Annotated in this window: 20 protein-coding genes and 3 pseudogenes; 7 read left to right on the plus strand and 16 right to left on the minus strand. The window is 58.9% G+C overall.

Annotation, left to right across the window (positions count from 1 at the left end):
* Window positions 1-32: 32 nt before the first annotated feature.
* Window positions 33-1,334 (minus strand): MFS transporter, encoded by a 1,302-nt coding sequence (locus QSJ95_RS00645; RefSeq protein WP_276215270.1) that lies wholly within the window; start codon window positions 1,332-1,334, stop codon window positions 33-35.
* A gap of 252 nt (window positions 1,335-1,586) precedes the next feature.
* Here QSJ95_RS00645 and QSJ95_RS00650 point away from each other — a divergent pair, with 252 nt between their 5' ends.
* The 3 genes and pseudogenes from QSJ95_RS00650 (at window position 1,587) to QSJ95_RS32915 (ending at window position 3,924) form a co-directional block, all read left to right on the plus strand.
* On the plus strand, window positions 1,587-1,832 hold the full coding sequence (locus tag QSJ95_RS00650) for a DUF6868 family protein (RefSeq protein ID WP_009613362.1): 246 nt from the start codon (window positions 1,587-1,589) through the stop codon (window positions 1,830-1,832).
* A gap of 307 nt (window positions 1,833-2,139) precedes the next feature.
* Window positions 2,140-3,069 (plus strand): annotated as a pseudogene (locus QSJ95_RS32910) (methyl-accepting chemotaxis protein); the annotation flags it as partial.
* Window positions 3,061-3,924: a methyl-accepting chemotaxis protein gene (locus QSJ95_RS32915; RefSeq protein ID WP_407072426.1), complete on the plus strand. Its 864-nt coding sequence runs from the start codon at window positions 3,061-3,063 to the stop codon at window positions 3,922-3,924. The pseudogene QSJ95_RS32910 and the gene QSJ95_RS32915, both read left to right, overlap by 9 nt.
* A gap of 148 nt (window positions 3,925-4,072) precedes the next feature.
* Here the strand turns inward: QSJ95_RS32915 and QSJ95_RS00660 are convergent, their stop codons facing one another.
* Genes QSJ95_RS00660 through QSJ95_RS00670 form a run of 3 tightly spaced genes read right to left on the minus strand, consistent with a single transcriptional unit; the run spans window position 4,073 to window position 5,811 of the window.
* Window positions 4,073-4,732, minus strand: a complete 660-nt coding sequence (locus tag QSJ95_RS00660) for a DUF799 domain-containing protein (protein WP_058488245.1) — start codon at window positions 4,730-4,732, stop codon at window positions 4,073-4,075.
* Window positions 4,732-5,103 carry a DUF4810 domain-containing protein gene (locus QSJ95_RS00665; protein ID WP_043316621.1) on the minus strand — a complete coding sequence of 124 codons (372 nt, stop codon included), beginning with the start codon at window positions 5,101-5,103 and terminating at the stop codon, window positions 4,732-4,734. The genes QSJ95_RS00660 and QSJ95_RS00665 overlap by 1 nt, the downstream gene beginning before the upstream one ends.
* 30 nt (window positions 5,104-5,133) lie before the next feature.
* The gene (locus QSJ95_RS00670) at window positions 5,134-5,811 is read right to left on the minus strand and encodes a CsgG/HfaB family protein (RefSeq protein ID WP_285639128.1); all 678 of its coding nucleotides are present in this window, start codon (window positions 5,809-5,811) and stop codon (window positions 5,134-5,136) included.
* Window positions 5,812-6,388: 577 nt separating this feature from the next.
* On the opposite strand from QSJ95_RS00670, the gene QSJ95_RS00675 reads away from it, so the two are divergent.
* Both QSJ95_RS00675 and QSJ95_RS00680 read left to right on the plus strand, forming a co-directional pair.
* Window positions 6,389-7,924: a cyclic-di-GMP receptor FimW-related protein gene (locus QSJ95_RS00675; protein WP_285639130.1), complete on the plus strand. Its 1,536-nt coding sequence runs from the start codon at window positions 6,389-6,391 to the stop codon at window positions 7,922-7,924.
* 350 nt (window positions 7,925-8,274) lie between these two features.
* A complete protein-coding gene (locus QSJ95_RS00680; protein WP_285639132.1) occupies window positions 8,275-8,727 on the plus strand; it encodes a BRO-N domain-containing protein in 453 nt (150 codons plus the stop codon).
* A 102-nt stretch (window positions 8,728-8,829) separates the two neighbouring features.
* Here QSJ95_RS00680 and imm45 read toward each other — a convergent pair whose 3' ends face one another.
* The 8 genes from imm45 to QSJ95_RS00720 form a co-directional block, all read right to left on the minus strand.
* Window positions 8,830-9,162: an Imm45 family immunity protein gene (gene imm45, locus QSJ95_RS00685; RefSeq protein WP_141766186.1), complete on the minus strand. Its 333-nt coding sequence runs from the start codon at window positions 9,160-9,162 to the stop codon at window positions 8,830-8,832.
* 114 nt (window positions 9,163-9,276) lie between these two features.
* Window positions 9,277-9,597, minus strand: a complete 321-nt coding sequence (locus tag QSJ95_RS00690) for a colicin immunity protein (protein WP_285639136.1) — start codon at window positions 9,595-9,597, stop codon at window positions 9,277-9,279.
* Window positions 9,598-10,479: 882 nt separating this feature from the next.
* Entirely contained in the window at window positions 10,480-10,719 is a 240-nt protein-coding gene (locus QSJ95_RS00695) for a hypothetical protein (RefSeq protein WP_285639137.1), read from the minus strand.
* A complete protein-coding gene (locus tag QSJ95_RS00700) occupies window positions 10,716-10,985 on the minus strand; it encodes a hypothetical protein (protein ID WP_285639139.1) in 270 nt (89 codons plus the stop codon). Before QSJ95_RS00700 ends, QSJ95_RS00695 begins: the two co-directional genes overlap by 4 nt.
* An 83-nt stretch (window positions 10,986-11,068) precedes the next feature.
* The gene (locus tag QSJ95_RS00705; RefSeq protein ID WP_285639141.1) at window positions 11,069-11,521 is read right to left on the minus strand and encodes a DUF6911 family protein; all 453 of its coding nucleotides are present in this window, start codon (window positions 11,519-11,521) and stop codon (window positions 11,069-11,071) included.
* A gap of 67 nt (window positions 11,522-11,588) precedes the next feature.
* Window positions 11,589-11,792 (minus strand): DUF4926 domain-containing protein, encoded by a 204-nt coding sequence (locus QSJ95_RS00710; protein WP_285639143.1) that lies wholly within the window; start codon window positions 11,790-11,792, stop codon window positions 11,589-11,591.
* A gap of 12 nt (window positions 11,793-11,804) precedes the next feature.
* Window positions 11,805-12,221, minus strand: coding sequence for a DUF6883 domain-containing protein (locus QSJ95_RS00715; protein ID WP_285639145.1), 417 nt, complete (start codon window positions 12,219-12,221; stop codon window positions 11,805-11,807).
* Window positions 12,206-13,972, minus strand: coding sequence for a VENN motif pre-toxin domain-containing protein (locus QSJ95_RS00720; protein ID WP_352230808.1), 1,767 nt, complete (start codon window positions 13,970-13,972; stop codon window positions 12,206-12,208). The genes QSJ95_RS00715 and QSJ95_RS00720 overlap by 16 nt, the downstream gene beginning before the upstream one ends.
* Between QSJ95_RS00720 and QSJ95_RS00725 the strand changes: the two are divergent.
* Window positions 13,904-14,571 (plus strand): annotated as a pseudogene (locus QSJ95_RS00725) (transposase); the annotation flags it as partial. The gene QSJ95_RS00720 and the pseudogene QSJ95_RS00725 overlap by 69 nt on opposite strands.
* A 34-nt stretch (window positions 14,572-14,605) precedes the next feature.
* Here QSJ95_RS00725 and QSJ95_RS00730 read toward each other — a convergent pair.
* The 4 genes from QSJ95_RS00730 to QSJ95_RS00740 form a co-directional block, all read right to left on the minus strand.
* Complete coding sequence (locus QSJ95_RS00730; protein WP_285639146.1) at window positions 14,606-14,983, minus strand: hypothetical protein; 378 nt, start codon at window positions 14,981-14,983, stop codon at window positions 14,606-14,608.
* Window positions 14,983-15,390 (minus strand): deaminase domain-containing protein, encoded by a 408-nt coding sequence (locus tag QSJ95_RS32850; protein WP_352230809.1) that lies wholly within the window; start codon window positions 15,388-15,390, stop codon window positions 14,983-14,985. The genes QSJ95_RS00730 and QSJ95_RS32850 overlap by 1 nt, the downstream gene beginning before the upstream one ends.
* A 52-nt stretch (window positions 15,391-15,442) precedes the next feature.
* A complete protein-coding gene (locus tag QSJ95_RS00735; RefSeq protein WP_285639148.1) occupies window positions 15,443-15,856 on the minus strand; it encodes a hypothetical protein in 414 nt (137 codons plus the stop codon).
* A gap of 118 nt (window positions 15,857-15,974) precedes the next feature.
* A complete protein-coding gene (locus QSJ95_RS00740; RefSeq protein ID WP_285639150.1) occupies window positions 15,975-16,307 on the minus strand; it encodes a colicin immunity protein in 333 nt (110 codons plus the stop codon).
* Window positions 16,308-16,375: 68 nt separating this feature from the next.
* Here QSJ95_RS00740 and QSJ95_RS00745 point away from each other — a divergent pair.
* Window positions 16,376-17,236, plus strand: a pseudogene (locus tag QSJ95_RS00745) (IS4 family transposase); the annotation flags it as partial.
* Window positions 17,237-17,272 lie beyond the last annotated feature (36 nt).

Here is a 17,272-nt window from a genome sequence, read left to right on the forward strand (position 1 = left end):
CGGCATTCGCCGGGCTTTCTCATTTCCGCAGGTCAGCTCGCCTGGTCGGGCGAACCGTCGGAGCGGCCGATGCTCGGCGGCGCCTCCACCACCAGCTCTTCCGGCACCTCGTCCACCCGCGGGTCGAGGGTGGCGGCCATGGGGCTGACAGTGTCGGGCATGGCCACGTGGTGCAGCGGCGCCTCGTCGACGCGGTGGATGCCGGTGACGCGCCGCGGCTGCACCCAGAAGATCAGCACCAGCGCATAGGCCGACACCAGCATGTAGAACATGCCCGGGCCGAAGTGGCTCATCAGCGCGCCGGCGAACAGCGGGCCGATGCACGCGCCCACCCCGTAGGTGGTCAGCAGCATGGCCGAGAGCGCCACGCGTCGCGGCTGCTCGACGTGGTCGTTGGCCAGGGCCACTGCCAGCGGGTAGAGGGTGAACAGCAGCATGCCGGTGACGAAGCCATTGGCCAGCAGCGCCCAGTAGGGCAGCTGGATCAGCCCCCACATCGGCGCGGCGGCCACGCACAGCAGCAGCGCGTTGCCGCGGATCAGCCAGCTGCGGTTGACGCGGTCCGACAGCCAGCCCAGCGGCCACTGCGCGCAGAAGCCGGCGACGATGCACATGCCGACGAACAGGCTCGACTGCGAGGTGTCCAGCCCGTTGCGGTTGGCGTACACCGGCGCCAGGCCGTAGAAGGCGCCGACCATCAGGCCGGCGACGAAGATGGTGCCCAGCGACTGCGGCACGCGCTTCCAGAAGAAGCCGATCTCCAGCGGCGCCGCCACCAGCTTGGCCGGGTGCACGCGGCGCGTCAGCGCCAGCGGGATCAGGCAGGCGGAAAAGCAGATCGCCACCAGCAGCAACGGCTTGTAGTCCAGCGCCGGGCTCGCCGCCAGCAGGCCCTGGCCGAGCACCAGGCCGAGGTCCACCGCCACCATGTAGCCGGCGAACACCTTGCCGCGCTGGTGCCCTTCGGCCTGCTCGTTGAGCCAGCTCTCGATCACCATGTACTGGTTCATCATCACCGCGCCCATCACGAAGCGCAGCGCCACCCAGACCGCCAGGGTGTCGATGAGCGCGTGCAGCAGCACGATCACCGTGGCCAGGCCCGCGCAGGCCACGTAGGAACGGATGTGGCCGAAGCCGGCGATCAGCTTGTGGCCGAACTTGCCGCCGCAGACCAGGCCGAAATAGTAGGCCGCCATCAGGCCGCCGACCCACAGGTCGCCGGCGCCCTCGGCGGTCAGGCGCAGGCCCATGTAGGTGGTGAACAGGCCGGAGCCGGCCAGCATCAGGAGGGTGGCGGTGTAAAGCGCGGGGAAGGTGACGAGCGGGCTGAACATGGGGCTACCTCGCCGGGCGACGCTGCGCACGGCGGACGAGAGGACCAGGGAGAGGGGCCGGGAAACCACGGGCGCAGCGGGGCGACCACCACCGCGCGGGAACCGGCCGCGGGCCACGCCGCAAAGCCGCGGCACGGCAGTGGCGCATTATCCACGGCGGCCGGCCGCCCCGCCATTGGCCGCGACGTTCGGCGAGCGCTGGAACCGTCCGACATAGACGCCCTCGAATGAAAAAACGCCCGGGAGATCGCCATGAACGTCAGAGACCCGCAGGAATTCCTGCTCTGGTGCACCCTGCTCAACTACGCCGTGCTGCTGCTCTGGTTCGGCGCCTTCAGCCTCGCCCACGACGGCCTGTACCGCCTGCACAAGCACTGGTTCGGCCTGGGCCGGGAAGCCTTCGACGCCCTGCACTACGGCGGCATGGCCATCTACAAGATCGGCGTGCTGCTGTTCAATCTGGTGCCGCTGCTGGCGTTGTGGATAACCGGGGGCTGACCGTCCCCGGAATGGCTCGCCGCGTTTCTGGCGTCAGATTTTTCTTACTTTTCCTACGGTTCCGCCATGCCCTGCCGATAACTCCTCCCTGGCGCGGTGCGCCTTGCCATGGCCTCGACAAGAACAATCTCCGAATGGCCTGCCTTCACCGAACCTTCTTTGGAGATCGTCAATGCATAGCTGGATATCCAACCTGAGCGTGAACCTCAAGTTGGCCCTCGGCTTCGGCGTGGTCCTGGCGTTTACCGCCATCCTCGCCGCGGTCAGCTGGGTCGGCCTGGGCTCGCTGATCGACCGCAGCAACTGGATGAGCGACATCACCGAGCTCAACGCCCGCCTCACCAAGCTGCGCATCACCCGCCTGCAATACATGATCGCCGACGGCGGCGAGCAGGAAGCCGGCGCCGTCATGAGCGCCCTGGGCGAATTCAAGGCCCACCAGCAGAAGCTGCGCGGCTACTTCGTCAGCCCCGAGAACGTGCGCATGCTCGACCAACTGGGCGGCGTCATCGCCGACTACGAGAAATCCCTGGCCGCCATGCGCAGCGGCTACCAGAACGCCAACGCCACCCGCCGCGCCCTGGAAGGCGAGGCCGCCCGCGCCGGCGAGCTGACCGCGCAGTTGCAGGAAGACGTGCTCAAGGCCCCGGCCGACGAAGAACGCGCCGCCCGCTACCAGGCCATCAGCCGCACCCGCGAGGACCTGCTGCAGGCCCGCTACGACGTGCGCGACTACCTGGCCACCGCCCTGTCCCGCGATGGCGACGGCGTCACCCGCCACCTGGACGAAAGCCTCGCCAGCCTGCCGACGCTGGAAAACACCCTCGGCCCCGACCTGGCGGCCCGCGTGCAGCAACTGGGCGCGGCGTTGCGCGGCTACCGCGAGGGCGTGCAGGCGCTGCGGGCAAACATGGCCGCCATCGTCCAGGCGCGCAAGGAAATGACCACCCAGGGCCAGGACATCGTCAAGCTCAGCGAATCCCTCTACCAGTTGCAACTGGACCGCCGCGACATCGAAAGCGCCCGCGCCCGCAACCTGCAGGTGCTCTTCACCCTGCTGGCCCTGGTGCTGGGCGGCCTGGCCGCGCTGGTCATCACCCGGCAGATCACCCGCCCGCTGCACGCCACCATGGAAGTGGTCGACCGCATCGCCGCCGGCGACCTGTCCCGCGACATCCAGGTCGAGCGCCGCGACGAACTCGGCCGCCTGCAACAGAGCATGCAGCGCATGAGCCACAGCCTGCGCGACCTGATCGGCGGCATCCGCGATGGCGTGACGCAGATCGCCAGCGCCGCCGAGGAGCTGTCGGCGGTCACCGAGCAGACCAGCGCCGGCGCCAACAGCCAGAAGGTGGAAACCGACCAGGTGGCCACCGCCATGCACGAGATGTCCGCCACCGTGCAGGAAGTGGCGCGCAACGCCGAGCAGGCCTCCCAGGCCGCCTCCGCCGCCGACCGCGAAGCCCACGACGGCGACCGCGTGGTGAACCAGGCCGTGGAACAGATCGAGCGCCTGGCCGAGGAAGTGGAACGCTCCGCCGACGCCATGCAGCGCCTGGAACAGGAAAGCGAGAAGATCGGCAAGGTCATGGACGTGATCAAATCAGTGGCCGAACAAACCAACCTGCTGGCCCTCAACGCCGCCATCGAAGCCGCCCGCGCCGGCGAGGCCGGCCGCGGCTTCGCCGTGGTGGCCGACGAAGTCCGCGCCCTGGCCCAGCGCACCCAGCAATCCACCGAAGAGATCGAAGCCCTGGTCGCCGGCCTGCAGAGCGGCACCCGCCAGGTCTCCAGCGTCATGCTCGGCAGCCGCGAGCTGACCGCCAGCAGCGTGGCCCTGAGCCGCCAGGCCGGCGAATCCCTGGGCAGCATCACCCGCACCGTGTCGAACATCCAGGCGATGAACCAGCAGATCGCCACAGCGGCCGAGGAACAGAGCGCCGTGGCCGAGGAAATCAGCCGCAGCGTGGTGAGCGTGCGCGACGTGTCCGAACAGACCGCCGCGGCCAGCGAAGAAGTCGCCGCCTCCAGCGTGGAACTGGCGCGCCTGGGCGGGCAGCTGCAGACGCTGGTGAGCCACTTCCGCGTCTGATCGGAATCGTCTGATTGCCCCGCCAGGCCCGTCCGGCGAATGCTGGGCGGGCCCTTGCTGAGGGCGGATAGGTCATGGCAGGGACGCCGGGCCCATCCTTGCCGACGGCTGAAGAGACAACCTCATCCCCTCGCCCGGCCTCGGCGGGTCAGTCGGTGCCGTACTTCGGCGAACGCGGGCCGTACAACAGCGCACCCGGCCGCCCGGCGGACAGCAGGCGCTGGCTGGCGACACCGGCGATGGGGTAGCCGGCATCGTCCTGGGCGCTGCTGATGATCTGCTTGACCGCCGCGGTGATCAGCATGCCCAGCAGGCCGCCGTTGTTATTGCTGCTGCCCTCCTCGCTGGAGGCGGTGGCGCTTCCCGTCCACAGCGTGGTGCCGGTCTTCAGGTCCACCAGCTTGGCCCCGGCGGTCACCACGGTCGCGCTGCTCAGCACCATGTAGCTGGTGCCGTACTGCGTCACGGTGATGTACAGGGCCGCATCCGCACCGAAGATTTCCTGCAGCTTCGCCGGGGACACCGCATGGATGTCCGCCGGGGTGGAGAGGCCGTTCTGGCGGAACGTCTCGGCCACCAACGCCACCGGCAACACGTAGTACCCGGCCTCGGCGAGTGGGAAGGTCACCTGCGAGAGCATGCTGTAGGTCGCCTTCACGTCCGGCGAATCGTTCAGCGGCGGCAGCACCAGGATCGAACGCGGCCGGGCCTGCTTGTAGGCTGAGTAGTCGACGGTCTTCTGCGGCGCGCAACCGGCGAGCAGCGCCAGCGCGAACAGGGCCAGCAGGGGCTTGATCGGGTTCCACATCACTTGCTACCCCCTTGCCTTGCGTTCTTCAGCAGAAAATCCATGTAGGCCGACGACTCCGGGAACAACGCCTTCTCGGTATTGAACTGCTGGACCATCTGGTCGTCCTTGCCCAGGCTCGAATACAGCAGGCCCAGTTGCGCGTGATAGCCCGGCGGAACATGGCCGTCGGTGGCGGCGATCTTCTGCAGGTCGCGCTCCAGCGCCTCGGCCTGCGCCTCCTTCGCCTCGGTGGTGAAATAGTCGTGGACCTGGGACTGGTAGCTTTCCCACTGGTACAGCGTCTTCGGCGAGGAACACCCGGCAAGCGACGCCACGCCTGCGCATACCAGCGCCACCAGGCAGCCCCTGGCAACAAAGTTCTTACCCATGAACATCACTACTCCCTGCTTTTCTTCGGGTTATCGGGCCGGGTTCCAGGCGCCGCTGTCCACCGCGTTCACCAGCTTGTTCACCGCCTCGCGCATGGCCAGGTCGAGGACCTTGCCGTTGAGCGTGGAGTCATAGCTGGCGGTGCCGCCGAAGCCGATGATCTCGCGATTCGACAGCTCGTACTCGCCCGCCCCCTGCGAGGAATAGACGACCTCGGAGGTGCTGATGTTGACGATGTTCAGCGCGACCTTGGCATAGGCCACCTGGGTCTTGCCGCGCCCGAGGATGCCGAACAACTGGCGGTCGCCGACTTCCTTGCGGCCGAACTCGGTGACGTCGCCGGTCACCACGTAGTCGGCGCCCTTGAGCTGCTGGGCCTGGCCCTTGATCGCGGCTTCCTGCTGGATCTCGCTCATGTTGTCGCGGTCCAGCACGTTGAAGCGGTTGGTCTGCTGCAGGCGGGTGATCAGGATGGTCTTGGCCTGGCCGCCAAGGCGGTCGACGCCATCGGAGAAAATCCCCCGCATGTAGCTGGAGCGGTTATCGAACTTGCCCACCGCGATGGGCGAACGCACGCCGGAATACGGCTTGTTGACGCTCTCCACCTGCTGCACCGGCAGCGCCCTGGAGCTTTCCGTGGCACAACCGCCGACCGTCAGCAGGGCGGCGGACGCCACGCCCAACAACAAGCCCCGGGACATTTTCATCTTCACACTGCATTCCCCCTCGGAAATCCAATAAACAGGGCCGCCAGCCAATGCCGACGGCCGTCTTCTCAATGGCCAGGCAATGCCATAGAGCCACCATGGCAACCGGAACCACGATGGGCCCGGGCACCCGACGCGCACGGCGGAACCCATGCACGCAGGCATGCGAGGAAGGAAAGTTCGAGCACGGGAAACGCAGCCGCTACAGGACGTACCGGCGTGAACGGCAGGAGGAGGCGAGACAAGGCCTGGCATCCAGCCTGTGGGAATGAACTGCATCCCGTCGATCCTTCGAAAACATCTTGTTACCTGGCCGCGCCATTAAAACACAAGCATTGCGCCACCACCCATACCACCTACGTGGAATCAGAAGTGCCTCAAGAAATCCTCTTCGCGCAGTGGACGGAACCGCGGCTCCAGCACGGTGCTCCTGGCCCTGGCGAGCACATCGGCGCGCAACAGTCCATGCAAAAAGCCCTTTCCCCGGCATTTTTCAGATGCGTCCTAAACCCATCGCATAGCGAAGCAAGCAGTCTCCGGGCAAGTTCTGGAGAACCGCAACCTAGAGCCTTCCGCGATGAAAACGCAGTCGAACGACGCCACCCGGCGCCCCGACGTTGCCTACCTGGCAACCCGGACACGAGCCCTCTACCACCGCCTGGTCGACCTGGATTCCGCACGCCTGCCGCCAGCCACACGCCTCAAGCAACTGGAGCGTTCGCGAGCGGAAGTCTTCGACCTGGGGCACAACCTCGCCGAACTGCTCGGCGACCGACGGGGCAGCACCGAGCGACGGCGGGCGGACAAGGCGGCGCAACTCATCGCCGCCCTGCACCGCCGGCTGATCCAGGGCTACTGGGCCCTGGCCCGGGGCGAATGCACCGAGGCGCAACTCAAGGCACTGCTCTTGCAGCGCACGCTGCGCAGCGCCCAGGAAATCCACTTCAGCGCCCTGCTCAACGGCCAGGAGGCACCGGCCGGTTTCTGGCGCCTGCTCCATCGCCTCTACGCCAAGGCCCGGCAGGCGTCGCTGCAGGACATCGACGTGAAGGACCCGGAAATCCCGGAAGCCCGCAGCCAAAGCATCAGCCGCGGCTACCTCGGCGCCCTGCTGCTGGCAAGCTCGGCCCCCTTGCAGATGCCCGGGGAAGCCCTGCAGGTGCTGATCGAATCCCTGGAAACGCTCGCCTCGACGGCCCGCCTGGGCAATGCCCGCGACACGGACCGCTGGATCATCGCCAGCGACCGCGACCAGGCGTTCCTCGACATCGACAAGACGCCCGCCACCGAGGGCCGGCTGGCGCTGCAGCTGGACGAAGCGATCAAGGTGATGCAGCACTTCAAGGGCCTCGGCGGCGCCAAAGAGGGGTTCGACCTCAAGGACCACCTGCTGCGCAGCTGGCGCGGCCAGCCGCCCGGCGCCGACTGGGAAGCCTGCCACGGCTTCGGCGCACTCCTGGAGCACCTGGGCGCCGGCAAGGACGAGGCCGCCCTGGACGCCCGTCACTTCGCCCTCCAGGCCAAGGCGCAGGACGTCTGGGCGATCCACAGCGACGGCCGGGCCGGGCTCGACGAAGAAGTGCCGCACCTGGAACCCATCGAATTCAAATCCCCCAGCGAAAGCGCCGCCGAACGGCCCCCGGTCATAGCGCTGAGCCAGGTCACGCCCCTTTCCAACGGCGTATCCGCGCTCTGGAGCAACGGCGAGCCCCCACCGCCCAAGGCCGGCGACCTGCTCGGCATCCGCCCCGGCTCCGAAGCGCCCTGGCAACTGGCGCGCGTCGACAGGGTAACCCCGGCAGGCAACGGCCAAGCCCAGCTGACCCTCGCCTGGCTCTCGAAACATCCCCGCGCCTGCCGCATCACCCTGCGCAGCAAACTGCAGGAAAGCGCCCCGCGCAACGCCCTGCTGCTGGACGACGCTGGCACGACACGCATCCTCTGCCCCACGCTGCCGCTGGCCAGCGGCAAGAAGCTGCTGGTGGAAGAAGCTGAAAGCCGCTACATCGCCCTGCTCGGCGAAGCACTGGACAGCGGAGCGGAGCCGGCCTGCTTCAGGTTGCAGCGCCTGGACATCGAAGTGGAGGCAGAGCCGGCTGGCAGCCCGGGATAAATCCGCCGCCTTGTCGCCAAGCCCCGTCCTACAGGGAATTTCGGAAATTATCCGTCTTCCGCCGCTCCAGCGACCTGCCTATCCTGCCCCGGCCACGGTCAGTCCCGTGGCCGGGTTTGACAGTCCGACGAATAGGCGCGATGCGCCAGAAGGTGCAGGCGAAAACGGCGAACGTTTTCGCAGGCTCCCGCACACCTGCAGTTTTCTGCTGCAATCCTCCATGGCGGATCGTGCGGGGGAGACCTTCGGGTCTGCCGGTTCCTATTCCCGGTCTGTCACCCCCGCACGGTCCGCCTCCATTCGACTGACAGCGGATGGCGGCGGCTCCTCAATGGAATAGGAGTCCGACAATGCACGACGCATACACCCCAACCACCTTCATTCGCCACGGCCGCCCCCTGCGCGGCGTGATGATCGACAACCAACCCTGGTTCGCCGCCCAGGACCTCGCCCGCCTCCTCGGCATCGGCTACCCCCAGCGCTTCCACCATCGCTTCCACCCCCACGAAACCCGCCGCATCCACGTCCGCTACGCCACCGACAGCGAAGAACCGCTCGACATGATCAACGAAGCCGGCCTCTACAAGGCCCTGATCCGCTTCGGCCACCCGGAAAGCCAGCACCTGGACCAATGGCTGAGCCGCGAAGTCATCCCCACCCTGCGCGACCAACACACCCCCGACCACCACACACCCCGCCGCGTACTGATGAGCTGGCAGGCACGCCGGGTGATGTTGCTGGATTGGCAGGGGGAGCTGTGGGTGCCGCTGGAGGAGATGCCGAGGTTGATGCTGGATAGGTGAGGGGTAGGTGCGGCTATTTACTGGTTCAGGAAAAAAGAGACAGGCTTATTTTGTGAGGACAGGAAAATAAGTCTGTTTCCTTTTCGCTCCCTTTCAGCTCCGCTAACTCTTCGGCAATGAAGCTGGCGCTGGAAACCTAGCACAATAGACGTCTCCGACATCAACCCCAGGAAAGAACCAGCGCTGCCAATTCTCGATAACCCATCTTTTTTTAAGGCACCTTCCTTCGGTACTTTCAACTGGGAAAATTGCCAAATACATACCCGCCTTCTGCCCTGAGACAATCAGCCCTCCCATTCCCCTGTTCCGGTCCAGCGGGTCAAATACAATAATATCCACATATTCCTCATACAACCCACCTGATGGAGATCTAATTACAACACCCCTTGCTATTAGATCATCAAAATCAGAGAGCCTTTTCCACTCATCCATCATCTAGACCTCAAATAGTAAGCACCAAAAGCAGAAAAGGGGATTTATTTCTCACACCCTAATCCTGCCCAGTCAGCCAGCTTTAGAGTAGAAAAAATAAATCCGTCACTCGCCAAATCAAAACTTACTCACAGTAACGATAAAGGTGTCATGCTGAAAACTTTCACTCTTAATAAAACTTGCAGCAGACCTATTACTTTTCTCCGCACTAACCTTATCTACCGAGGAGTCTGCCCCATCCCAGATACAATCCAGACGCGCTTCAAATCCAGGATTATGCCAAATACCACCTTCAACTCGAGAAACAATCAACCCATGACGGATAGCCTGCTCGCATACAGAGATAGCTGCGGCTACCGTCATTTTCATCACAACACTCCCATTAAGCGCGAAAAAATCATCAGCAGACTCATATTGCCTTAGCGAATCAATGTTCATATCTTTACTTCCAATTTATCCTAGCGTCTGGGCGATCCGGAGCTGAATCCTTACTGCGCGATCAGCCGCTCGCTGCGCTGCTTGGCCTCCGATGCCTGGTCGTTGTATCAGGCTGACTATGAGCAGCTAGGCAGGCGACAATAGTTGAGACGCTGAAAATCCCAGGCAGAGACCGGGGATTTTTATGCATTAGGGATGATCTGAAAAAGCCCCTACTCGAAAAATGCGCCCCAGTAGCCACGCGGCTTACAGGCCTGCAAACTCGAAAAGGCAGGCTTTTTCAGAGTTTCCTTAGCAGGTTGAAGAAGGCGTAAGCGTCCGTATTCGATGTATGCCGACGGGCGCGCTGCTGTTGATGAATGACGGCTTGGCGCTTAGGATTCATCTGGGCTGCTCCTTGGGCTCGGTGTGTGTTCGCAACTATCACCGTAGACCAAGAGCAGCCTTTCTTTTCTGAATCAATCGCTTAGCGCTTAAGTAAGTGCCATTCAAATCCCTTTTCGGTCCCAATATGAACATATGGCTTCATGGCATTAATACTTCATCAGATCACCAGTAGCAGTGGGGGCGACCTCAAGTGCTCTGAAAGTTAGCGACGTATCTTAAAAAAATAGTTTAAAATAATTAAGACCACTAACGAACAAAAGACAATACCTCCTAACACTCCGCCTTAGTGTAGGGAGTATACGAACCACCCCTCCACATCCAGCCCCTTACCTTGTACAAGCTCACTAATATTGCCTGCCAAAAATATTGCAAAAATACAACATTCAATACACACTGCAAGACTCTTAACTCCCCATAAAAACCAAAAAACAAATTTATTTTTCATTTCCGTCCAAATTCATTAGCACCTAAGCAAGATCCTTTTAAACAAGATAATTACTTCCGAACTCTAAACCAATAGTTCTTCAACATCACTGCTGCAGCAGCAGCAGTCATGACCGCCCCTCCTTTTAGTGAGTCAATTGCCGCATCCAGAATCACCCTCTCAAGATCTATATTCACATTCTCTATTGCAGCGGAAACATACACTCCCAACACCATAGCCACAAAGATAGCGCCAGTGCACACAACATAGCTCTTTATCAAAAATCGAAGAACAGAAAATTTCCCGTTCATTTCTTCTTATCCATAATTCCAGAAATTTGATCACTGACAAACTCTGACGAGATCGCCCCTCCCACTCCTTCCAACTGCTCTTTTACCCCAGACGAAACTTCACTTGCCACTCCTACCCACAGAGTCTTTCCAGCAGCACCTCCCGCTACAGCGCCAACTACGGCAGAGTTAGAATTTCCACCCTTAACTTGGCTTCCAATATAGGCCCCTCCCATATTGATATATGTGGACATAAGCAGCGAAAAGGGGACAGATTTATTTCTCACACCCTAATCCTGTCCAGCCAGCCAGCTTTAGAGTAGGAAAAATAAATCTGTCCCCTTTTCGTCCCTATGAGGTTGATGTCCTTTTATGGCTTAGGGTTCCACGGAGAACGCATTTGAGATAGCCCCGCCTGTAAATCTCCCGTTTCATAAAGCTCCTTGAAAATAGCTTTTGCTACTGAGATGTCCGTGCAAACCGTTCGGGCATCCCAATCATCATCACCAAACCTGACCACGCCTCTAAAAGTGGAGTCAGAATGTTCCCACCACTCAAGATACTCTTCCTTAGGATTAGACGCGCGAGTTAGGACTTCAAGTCTAAATTTACCTGGCAAGGATTTCATCGATAGCTGACTAACGAAAGATGTCTTAGGGGCGATAACTGCCAGCCGAACGAACCCACCAAATTCAAACGATCCCTTTATACCCTTTTCAATACTTTCCCAAACAGGCTTTTCCACTACATTAGCCAGCAGTGGCATTGATTTGTCTCGATAGCTCAATTCCAAATGAATCGAGATATCTTCATATTCAATCATAACTCCCACCCATTAGTTCCGCGTATCCAAGTAAAAATTCTGCCAGTTGCAGAGTCGGGGCTATTCACTATGAGTCAGGAGCTAATCTTAGTTGGTCAGGTGAAAGTGCTAGCTGTGCAATTGTACGCCCCTGTTCATCACAAAATTCCACCTCATATCCTTCAACAGGCTGGCTATATACATCAATTACTGCGCCTATCATTCCAGCACGCAGTCCTTCATCCGAAAGATCCTCATTCAAAACAACAACATCAAATAATTTGTACTTCACTGAATACGATCCTTACTTGACATAGAGAGTCGTCATTCTTGGAATCGAGGAGCCTGGATCATAAATCCAGCCGGTTCGAACAATTGCCGTCTTCCCATTAGGGCCAGTTATGGGCATGTCGATGGTTATGCGTTGGCCAAATTTATCAGCGACACCTAGCTTAGCTGGATACAGCGCAGCTCCTTCTTGCACCTTCGTGATTAGTTCAGAAGCGTTCTTTTGACTATAGCCTAAAGCTGACTCAAAAACTTTAGCCTTGTTGCCACCGACCGGATGCTCTGTATTCAGCGCATATGACGTAATTTTATTAGGATCAATAACTGCTTTTTCTGCGTTAACGAGTTGCCCAGAGATCCGAGTTTGAATTACAGCCTCTGCGTGAGTGTAGTTATTCCAGTTTCCTGTTGGCCCAGCTAACGGAGTACGCAAAGCAGTAGCCTCACCAACCCCTTTTGCACCACTCCCCCCGTCAAAATACTCTCTATAGCATCAGCCGACAGCTTCTGCCCAGTCTGCTGCTCCACCTCCTGTGCAATACGGACCTTGGTCGCCTGCTCAAGGGTGAGTTTTGTACCCGCCGCGCCCACCAGCCCGGCAGGCAGAGCTTCGCCGATCCCCATCTCGGCTACCGCAATGCTGGTTTCGTTAACACACAGAATGGGGTTGAGCTTGCAAGCCTCCACTGCTGCTCTCGCAACAGCGAGTATCGCCGGAGTACTGGCCGCTCCCGCAATGGCTACCGGCAAAAGTGCAAAGGTGGCGGCCACTTCAAGGCCGCCATTGGCCAATTGTTTGTTCTCGTAGTCCTGGCGGCACTGTTGACGTGCGGCTCCGCCACACCCCCCGCTCTGCACGTAAGCCTCGAATACACGGTCGAGGTATAGCCTGCCGCCGAACTCATTGTTCTCGACGGCGTTCTGTCCTCCTTTCGCACCGGCGACGGCACCCTCGGCTCCGCCTTCCAGCACCCCGCCCACCATGCCGCCCGCCAGCGAGGCCAGCGCCACCACTGTCTGCTTCTGTGCCTCGGTGAGGTCTTCGGAACCCTTGCCGTACAGTTGCTTGGCGATGGTTGATGCCAAACCCTCAGCAGTGGCCGCACCTGCCGCACCCGCGACGGCGGAGTTGCCTTGGGCCTGAGCGACCAGCGCCCCCAGCACAGCATGGGCCATCAATTGCGCTTCGGTGTTTCCATCGGTGTAACGCTTGATGAGATTCGCAAGGTAGGGCGCCGAAGCTCCCGCCAGGGCTGCCCCCATATCTCCACCGGCAAGCCCTTGCAGCGCGGCGGTTATGGCCTGAGCAGCACGCTGCAAGTCGCTGCCAGTGCCATAACGAGCCATCTCAGATTGGTAGATGGCGCTGTTCTCTATCTCTTCGCGCGTAGGATTCGGAGTACCGTTTTTGACTAGTTCCTCCCGCGCCTTGCTCTCGGCATTGATCTCCCCCTGCGTCCGAACGATATCCATCGCCTGGGTGCCAATCTCGGCGATCAGCTGCACCTGCTTCAGCCGGTTCTGTTCCTTCTCCTTGTCGAAGATCGGGCTGATGCTGCCGTTGGCGTGCTCGACGTCGCGGCTCAGGCTGGCCACGTCCTGCTGCTGGTTGGCCGGGTCGCGGATTTCGAGGGTGCCGTTGGAGATGGCCGAGCCGGTGGTGCCGCTGGCGCTGTCGCCGTGGTTGTAGGCGACCAGCATGCCGCTGGGCATGTTGCTGATGAATTTGCCGCTGCCATCGCTGGCGCTGCTGATGCTGACGCTCTGTTGCTGGCTCTTGTAGTCGGTCTTGTTGTCGATGCTGCTCCAGCCCAGGGTGCCGGTGCTCAGGCGGTTCTTGTCGGCTTCGGCGGTGCTGGCGATGACGCTGCCGTCCAGTTGCGTGTGGTTGCCCACGTCGATCTGGAAGCCGCCCTTGCCGGCGTAGAGGCCGGTCTGCTCCTGCACGCTCTTGTAGTTGGAGTCGATCTTGCTCTGGCTGGCACTGACGCTGGCGCTGCCGCCAGTGCCGATGATGGCGACGCTCGCCCCGGCGGAGACGTTCTTCTGCTTGGAGTCGTAGTAGTCGCTGTCCTGCAGGCTCTGCAGGGGCAGGTCGCGGCCGACATTGGCGACTGCCTCTCCAGCGGTGCAGTGCTGAACGCGGCATTGGGTGGTTTTCGCGGCAAGGGTGGCGATGAGCAAACCCTGTTGCGGTCGATGCTCGATACGTTGAACGCTGACTGAGCCAGGCTTACTACGAGCAAGTGCCTGACAGGTTGGAGGTTCGGGAGTTGAAAGCGGGCGACAAGATTCTGGTCACGACGCTGCGCTGCACGAGTCAAACGCCCAAGGCTGCCTTGAAAGCGCTGTTCAAAAGCCGCTGGCACGTAGAGTTGGATCTGCGCAATCTCAAAACCACGATGGGGCTCGAAATGCTGAGCTGTAAAGCTCCCGCGATGGCTATCAAGGAACTCTGGATTTACCTGCTGGCACACAACCTGATTCGCCTGATCATGGCGCAATCGACCTCGATGGCTGACTGTCTACCTCGTGAATTGAGTTTCAAGCACAGCCTCCAGCTATGGCTGGCGTGGCGGCAATTCGACGATGATCCTAACGGAGGCGCGAATCTTCGCGGCCTGCTGGCTCTGGTCGCGCAACAGCGTGTCGGCAAGCGCTCCGGGCGAGTTGAACCCAGAGCCCTCAAGCGAAGGCCAAAGCCCTATCCACTACTGACCTGCACATGTCAATCTGCTCAGGCAGAGATCAAGAAACATGGCCATCCGAAAAGGGTTAAGTAAGTGCCATTCAAATCTGCCCCCTTTTCCTCCAAAACTACCTCTCACAAAAAAAGAAATCTGAAACCAATTTCACATCATTTAGAAAGCCATCTAAGGCCTTCCCTTTCAGCCCGAAACTTTCAAGATCTGAAATATCAAAATCAGAATAAATCAACGACAAACTCTCAATCGCATCCTCTGTATCAGGGCTATCCGGGGACAATCTTAATCCGAACCCCATGCCAATCTTAAATATTGCAGTTTGCAAGACCAACTCCAGGCCAGGTTTGCCCATCAGTCTTAACGTATCCGTTTCCTCTTGAACATACGAAAAAGCCTGCTCAGGCAGAAACCCCTTATCTTCTATCGCCCTAATATATAGCCTCTGTACCAACACATATATTTCCTCCCAATCCAAATCATAATTCTTCATTATTTTTCCACCGTGAATATATTCAATTTAACATTAGGATATCGCTCCCTAAACTGTCGAACCACATCCGTGCAGCTAGGGCAGACCATTTTTTCGGATATTAAATTTATAGCACCAGATGCAAGCGGATTACTTTCTAAATTCTGAGCGACCGTCTCTAATATCTTAAATTCAGTATCCATATCCCGAAGATATGCAGCAGGGGTTCCAATGTATTTGGATGTCGCTTCCTGAGGTTTAAGCACCCAGGAGTCTAGATCACCTCCAGGTTTTGGCAGGAACTCACCTACACGCTCGTCGTACCGGCTAAACGCCTTCAATACCATCGTTTCAGGGGCTAGCTCAGCAATATTTATTTCTGCAAACGCTACATTTCCCCCAACGCTCAAGTCCTGGCGCCCAGTCAACCAGCTTTAGAGTAGGAAAAATAAATCTGTCCCTTTTCGGTCATTTCGCTTTCTAGTCTCGCATCCCACTATACGGATCATCTATATTATTTCTCAACTCCTCTACTGCTTCATGTATCTCCTTCAATACATCAGGAGACACTTGACTGGAGTCGAGGGCACTCAAAAACCTAAGAACACGCCCAAGCCCTAGTCTCGCAACTATCGAAACTATCGTTTCTGCCGCCCCTATGCTTTGGCCATCCCAAAGTTTGACTAAAGCATCCTCTATTGACGATCTTAATTCATCATTCAAAAAACCATAAGTATTCCATTGCCTATCGCTTAACTCTGAAAGAGCATTAAGAGCATCTTCCTTAGACACCACTCCAGACTTAACACTCTCCAACACCTCAGCAAACTCACAACTTATAGCCTCTATCGACATAGATTCTGGCAAACACCGATAATACTCAGCAGACTTCATACATTAAAAACCCACAGGAATATAAGTTAAATTAGAAAAAAGGGACAGATTTATTTTCATTACTCTAGCCCTGCCCGCCAGATCAGCTTTAGAGTAGAAAAATAAATTCCCCCTTTCGTCACTCGCCAAATAAAACCTTACTCACAGCAATGATAAAAGTGTCATGCTGAAAACTTTCACTCTTAATAAAAACTGCAGCAAACCTATTACTTTTCTCCACACTAACCTTATCTACCGAGGAGTCTGCCCCATCCCAGATACAATCCAGACGCGCTTCAAACCCAGGATTATGCCAAATACCACCTTCAACTCGAGAAACAACCAATCCATGACTGATAGCCTGCTCGCATACAGAGATAGCTGCGGCTACTGTCATCTTCATCACAACACTTCCATTAAGCGCAAAAAAATCATCAGCAGACTCATAACGCCTTAGCGAATCGATGTTCATATCTTTACTTCCAACTTACCCTACCATCAGGAATCCAACCCGGATCATTTCTCCCACTAACCTGCACTGTCTGCCTCTCCAGCGGTGCAGTGCTGAATGCGGCATTGGGGCGTTTTCGCGGCAAGGGTGGCGATGAGCAAACCCTGTTGCGGTCGATGCTCGATACGTTGAACGCTGGCGATGTTTTGCTGGGAGATGCCTACTATGCGACCTATTTCCTGCTGTGCGAATTGCAACGCAGGGGCATCGATGGTGTGTTTGAGCAATATGGTGCGCGTCGGCGCAGTACCGACTTTCGGCGAGGTAAGCGCCTGGGGACGCGCGATCATCTGATCGGTCTGGAAAAGCCCCGGAAACGCCCATCCTGGATGAGCCAGGCTTACTACGAGCAAGTGCCTGACAGGTTGGAGGTTCGGGAGTTGAAAGCGGGCGACAAGATTCTGGTCACGACGCTGCGCTGCACGACTCAAACGCCCAAGGCTGCCTTGAAAGCGCTGTTCAAAAGCCGCTGGCACGTAGAGTTGGATCTGCGCAATCTCAAAACCACGATGGGGCTCGAAATGCTGAGCTGTAAAGCTCCCGCGATGGCTATCAAGGAACTCTGGATTTACCTGCTGGCACACAACCTGATTCGCCTGATCATGGCGCAATCGGCCTCGATGGCTGACTGCCTACCCCGTGAATTGAGCTTCAAGCACAGCCTCCAGCTATGGCTGGCGTGGCGGCAATTCGACGATGATCCTGACGGAGGTACGACTCTTCGCGGCCTGCTGGTTCTGGTCGCGCAACAGCGTGTCGGCAATCGCTCCGGGCGAGTTGAACCCAGAGCCCTCAAGCGAAGGCCAAAGCCCTACCCATTACTGACCTGCACACGTCAATCTGCTCGGGCAGCGATCAAGAAACACGGTCATCCGAAAAGGGTTAAGTAAGTGCCATTCAAATCTGTCCCCTTTCGACCAACCCAT

Source organism: Pseudomonas sp. NBRC 100443 (assembly GCF_030268185.1).
GTDB lineage: Bacteria > Pseudomonadota > Gammaproteobacteria > Pseudomonadales > Pseudomonadaceae > Pseudomonas > Pseudomonas citronellolis.

Excerpts from the sequence above, each read along its gene's own strand:
- QSJ95_RS00650 (WP_009613362.1), top strand. The coding sequence starts at position 1,587 with ATGAACGTCAGAGACCCGCAGGAATTCCTGCTCTGGTGCACCCTGCTC.
- QSJ95_RS00735 (WP_285639148.1), bottom strand. The coding sequence starts at position 15,856 with ATGAAGTCTGCTGAGTATTATCGGTGTTTGCCAGAATCTATGTCGATA.
- QSJ95_RS00660 (WP_058488245.1), bottom strand. The coding sequence starts at position 4,732 with ATGTGGAACCCGATCAAGCCCCTGCTGGCCCTGTTCGCGCTGGCGCTG.
- QSJ95_RS00690 (WP_285639136.1), bottom strand. The coding sequence starts at position 9,597 with ATGAACATTGATTCGCTAAGGCAATATGAGTCTGCTGATGATTTTTTC.
- QSJ95_RS00705 (WP_285639141.1), bottom strand. The coding sequence starts at position 11,521 with ATGATTGAATATGAAGATATCTCGATTCATTTGGAATTGAGCTATCGA.
- QSJ95_RS00695 (WP_285639137.1), bottom strand. The coding sequence starts at position 10,719 with ATGAACGGGAAATTTTCTGTTCTTCGATTTTTGATAAAGAGCTATGTT.
- QSJ95_RS00645 (WP_276215270.1), bottom strand. The coding sequence starts at position 1,334 with ATGTTCAGCCCGCTCGTCACCTTCCCCGCGCTTTACACCGCCACCCTC.
- imm45 (WP_141766186.1), bottom strand. The coding sequence starts at position 9,162 with ATGATGGATGAGTGGAAAAGGCTCTCTGATTTTGATGATCTAATAGCA.
- QSJ95_RS32915 (WP_407072426.1), top strand. The coding sequence starts at position 3,061 with ATGAGCCACAGCCTGCGCGACCTGATCGGCGGCATCCGCGATGGCGTG.
- QSJ95_RS00730 (WP_285639146.1), bottom strand. The coding sequence starts at position 14,983 with ATGAAGAATTATGATTTGGATTGGGAGGAAATATATGTGTTGGTACAG.
- QSJ95_RS00670 (WP_285639128.1), bottom strand. The coding sequence starts at position 5,811 with ATGAAAATGTCCCGGGGCTTGTTGTTGGGCGTGGCGTCCGCCGCCCTG.
- QSJ95_RS00680 (WP_285639132.1), top strand. The coding sequence starts at position 8,275 with ATGCACGACGCATACACCCCAACCACCTTCATTCGCCACGGCCGCCCC.
- QSJ95_RS00665 (WP_043316621.1), bottom strand. The coding sequence starts at position 5,103 with ATGGGTAAGAACTTTGTTGCCAGGGGCTGCCTGGTGGCGCTGGTATGC.
- QSJ95_RS00740 (WP_285639150.1), bottom strand. The coding sequence starts at position 16,307 with ATGAACATCGATTCGCTAAGGCGTTATGAGTCTGCTGATGATTTTTTT.
- QSJ95_RS00675 (WP_285639130.1), top strand. The coding sequence starts at position 6,389 with ATGAAAACGCAGTCGAACGACGCCACCCGGCGCCCCGACGTTGCCTAC.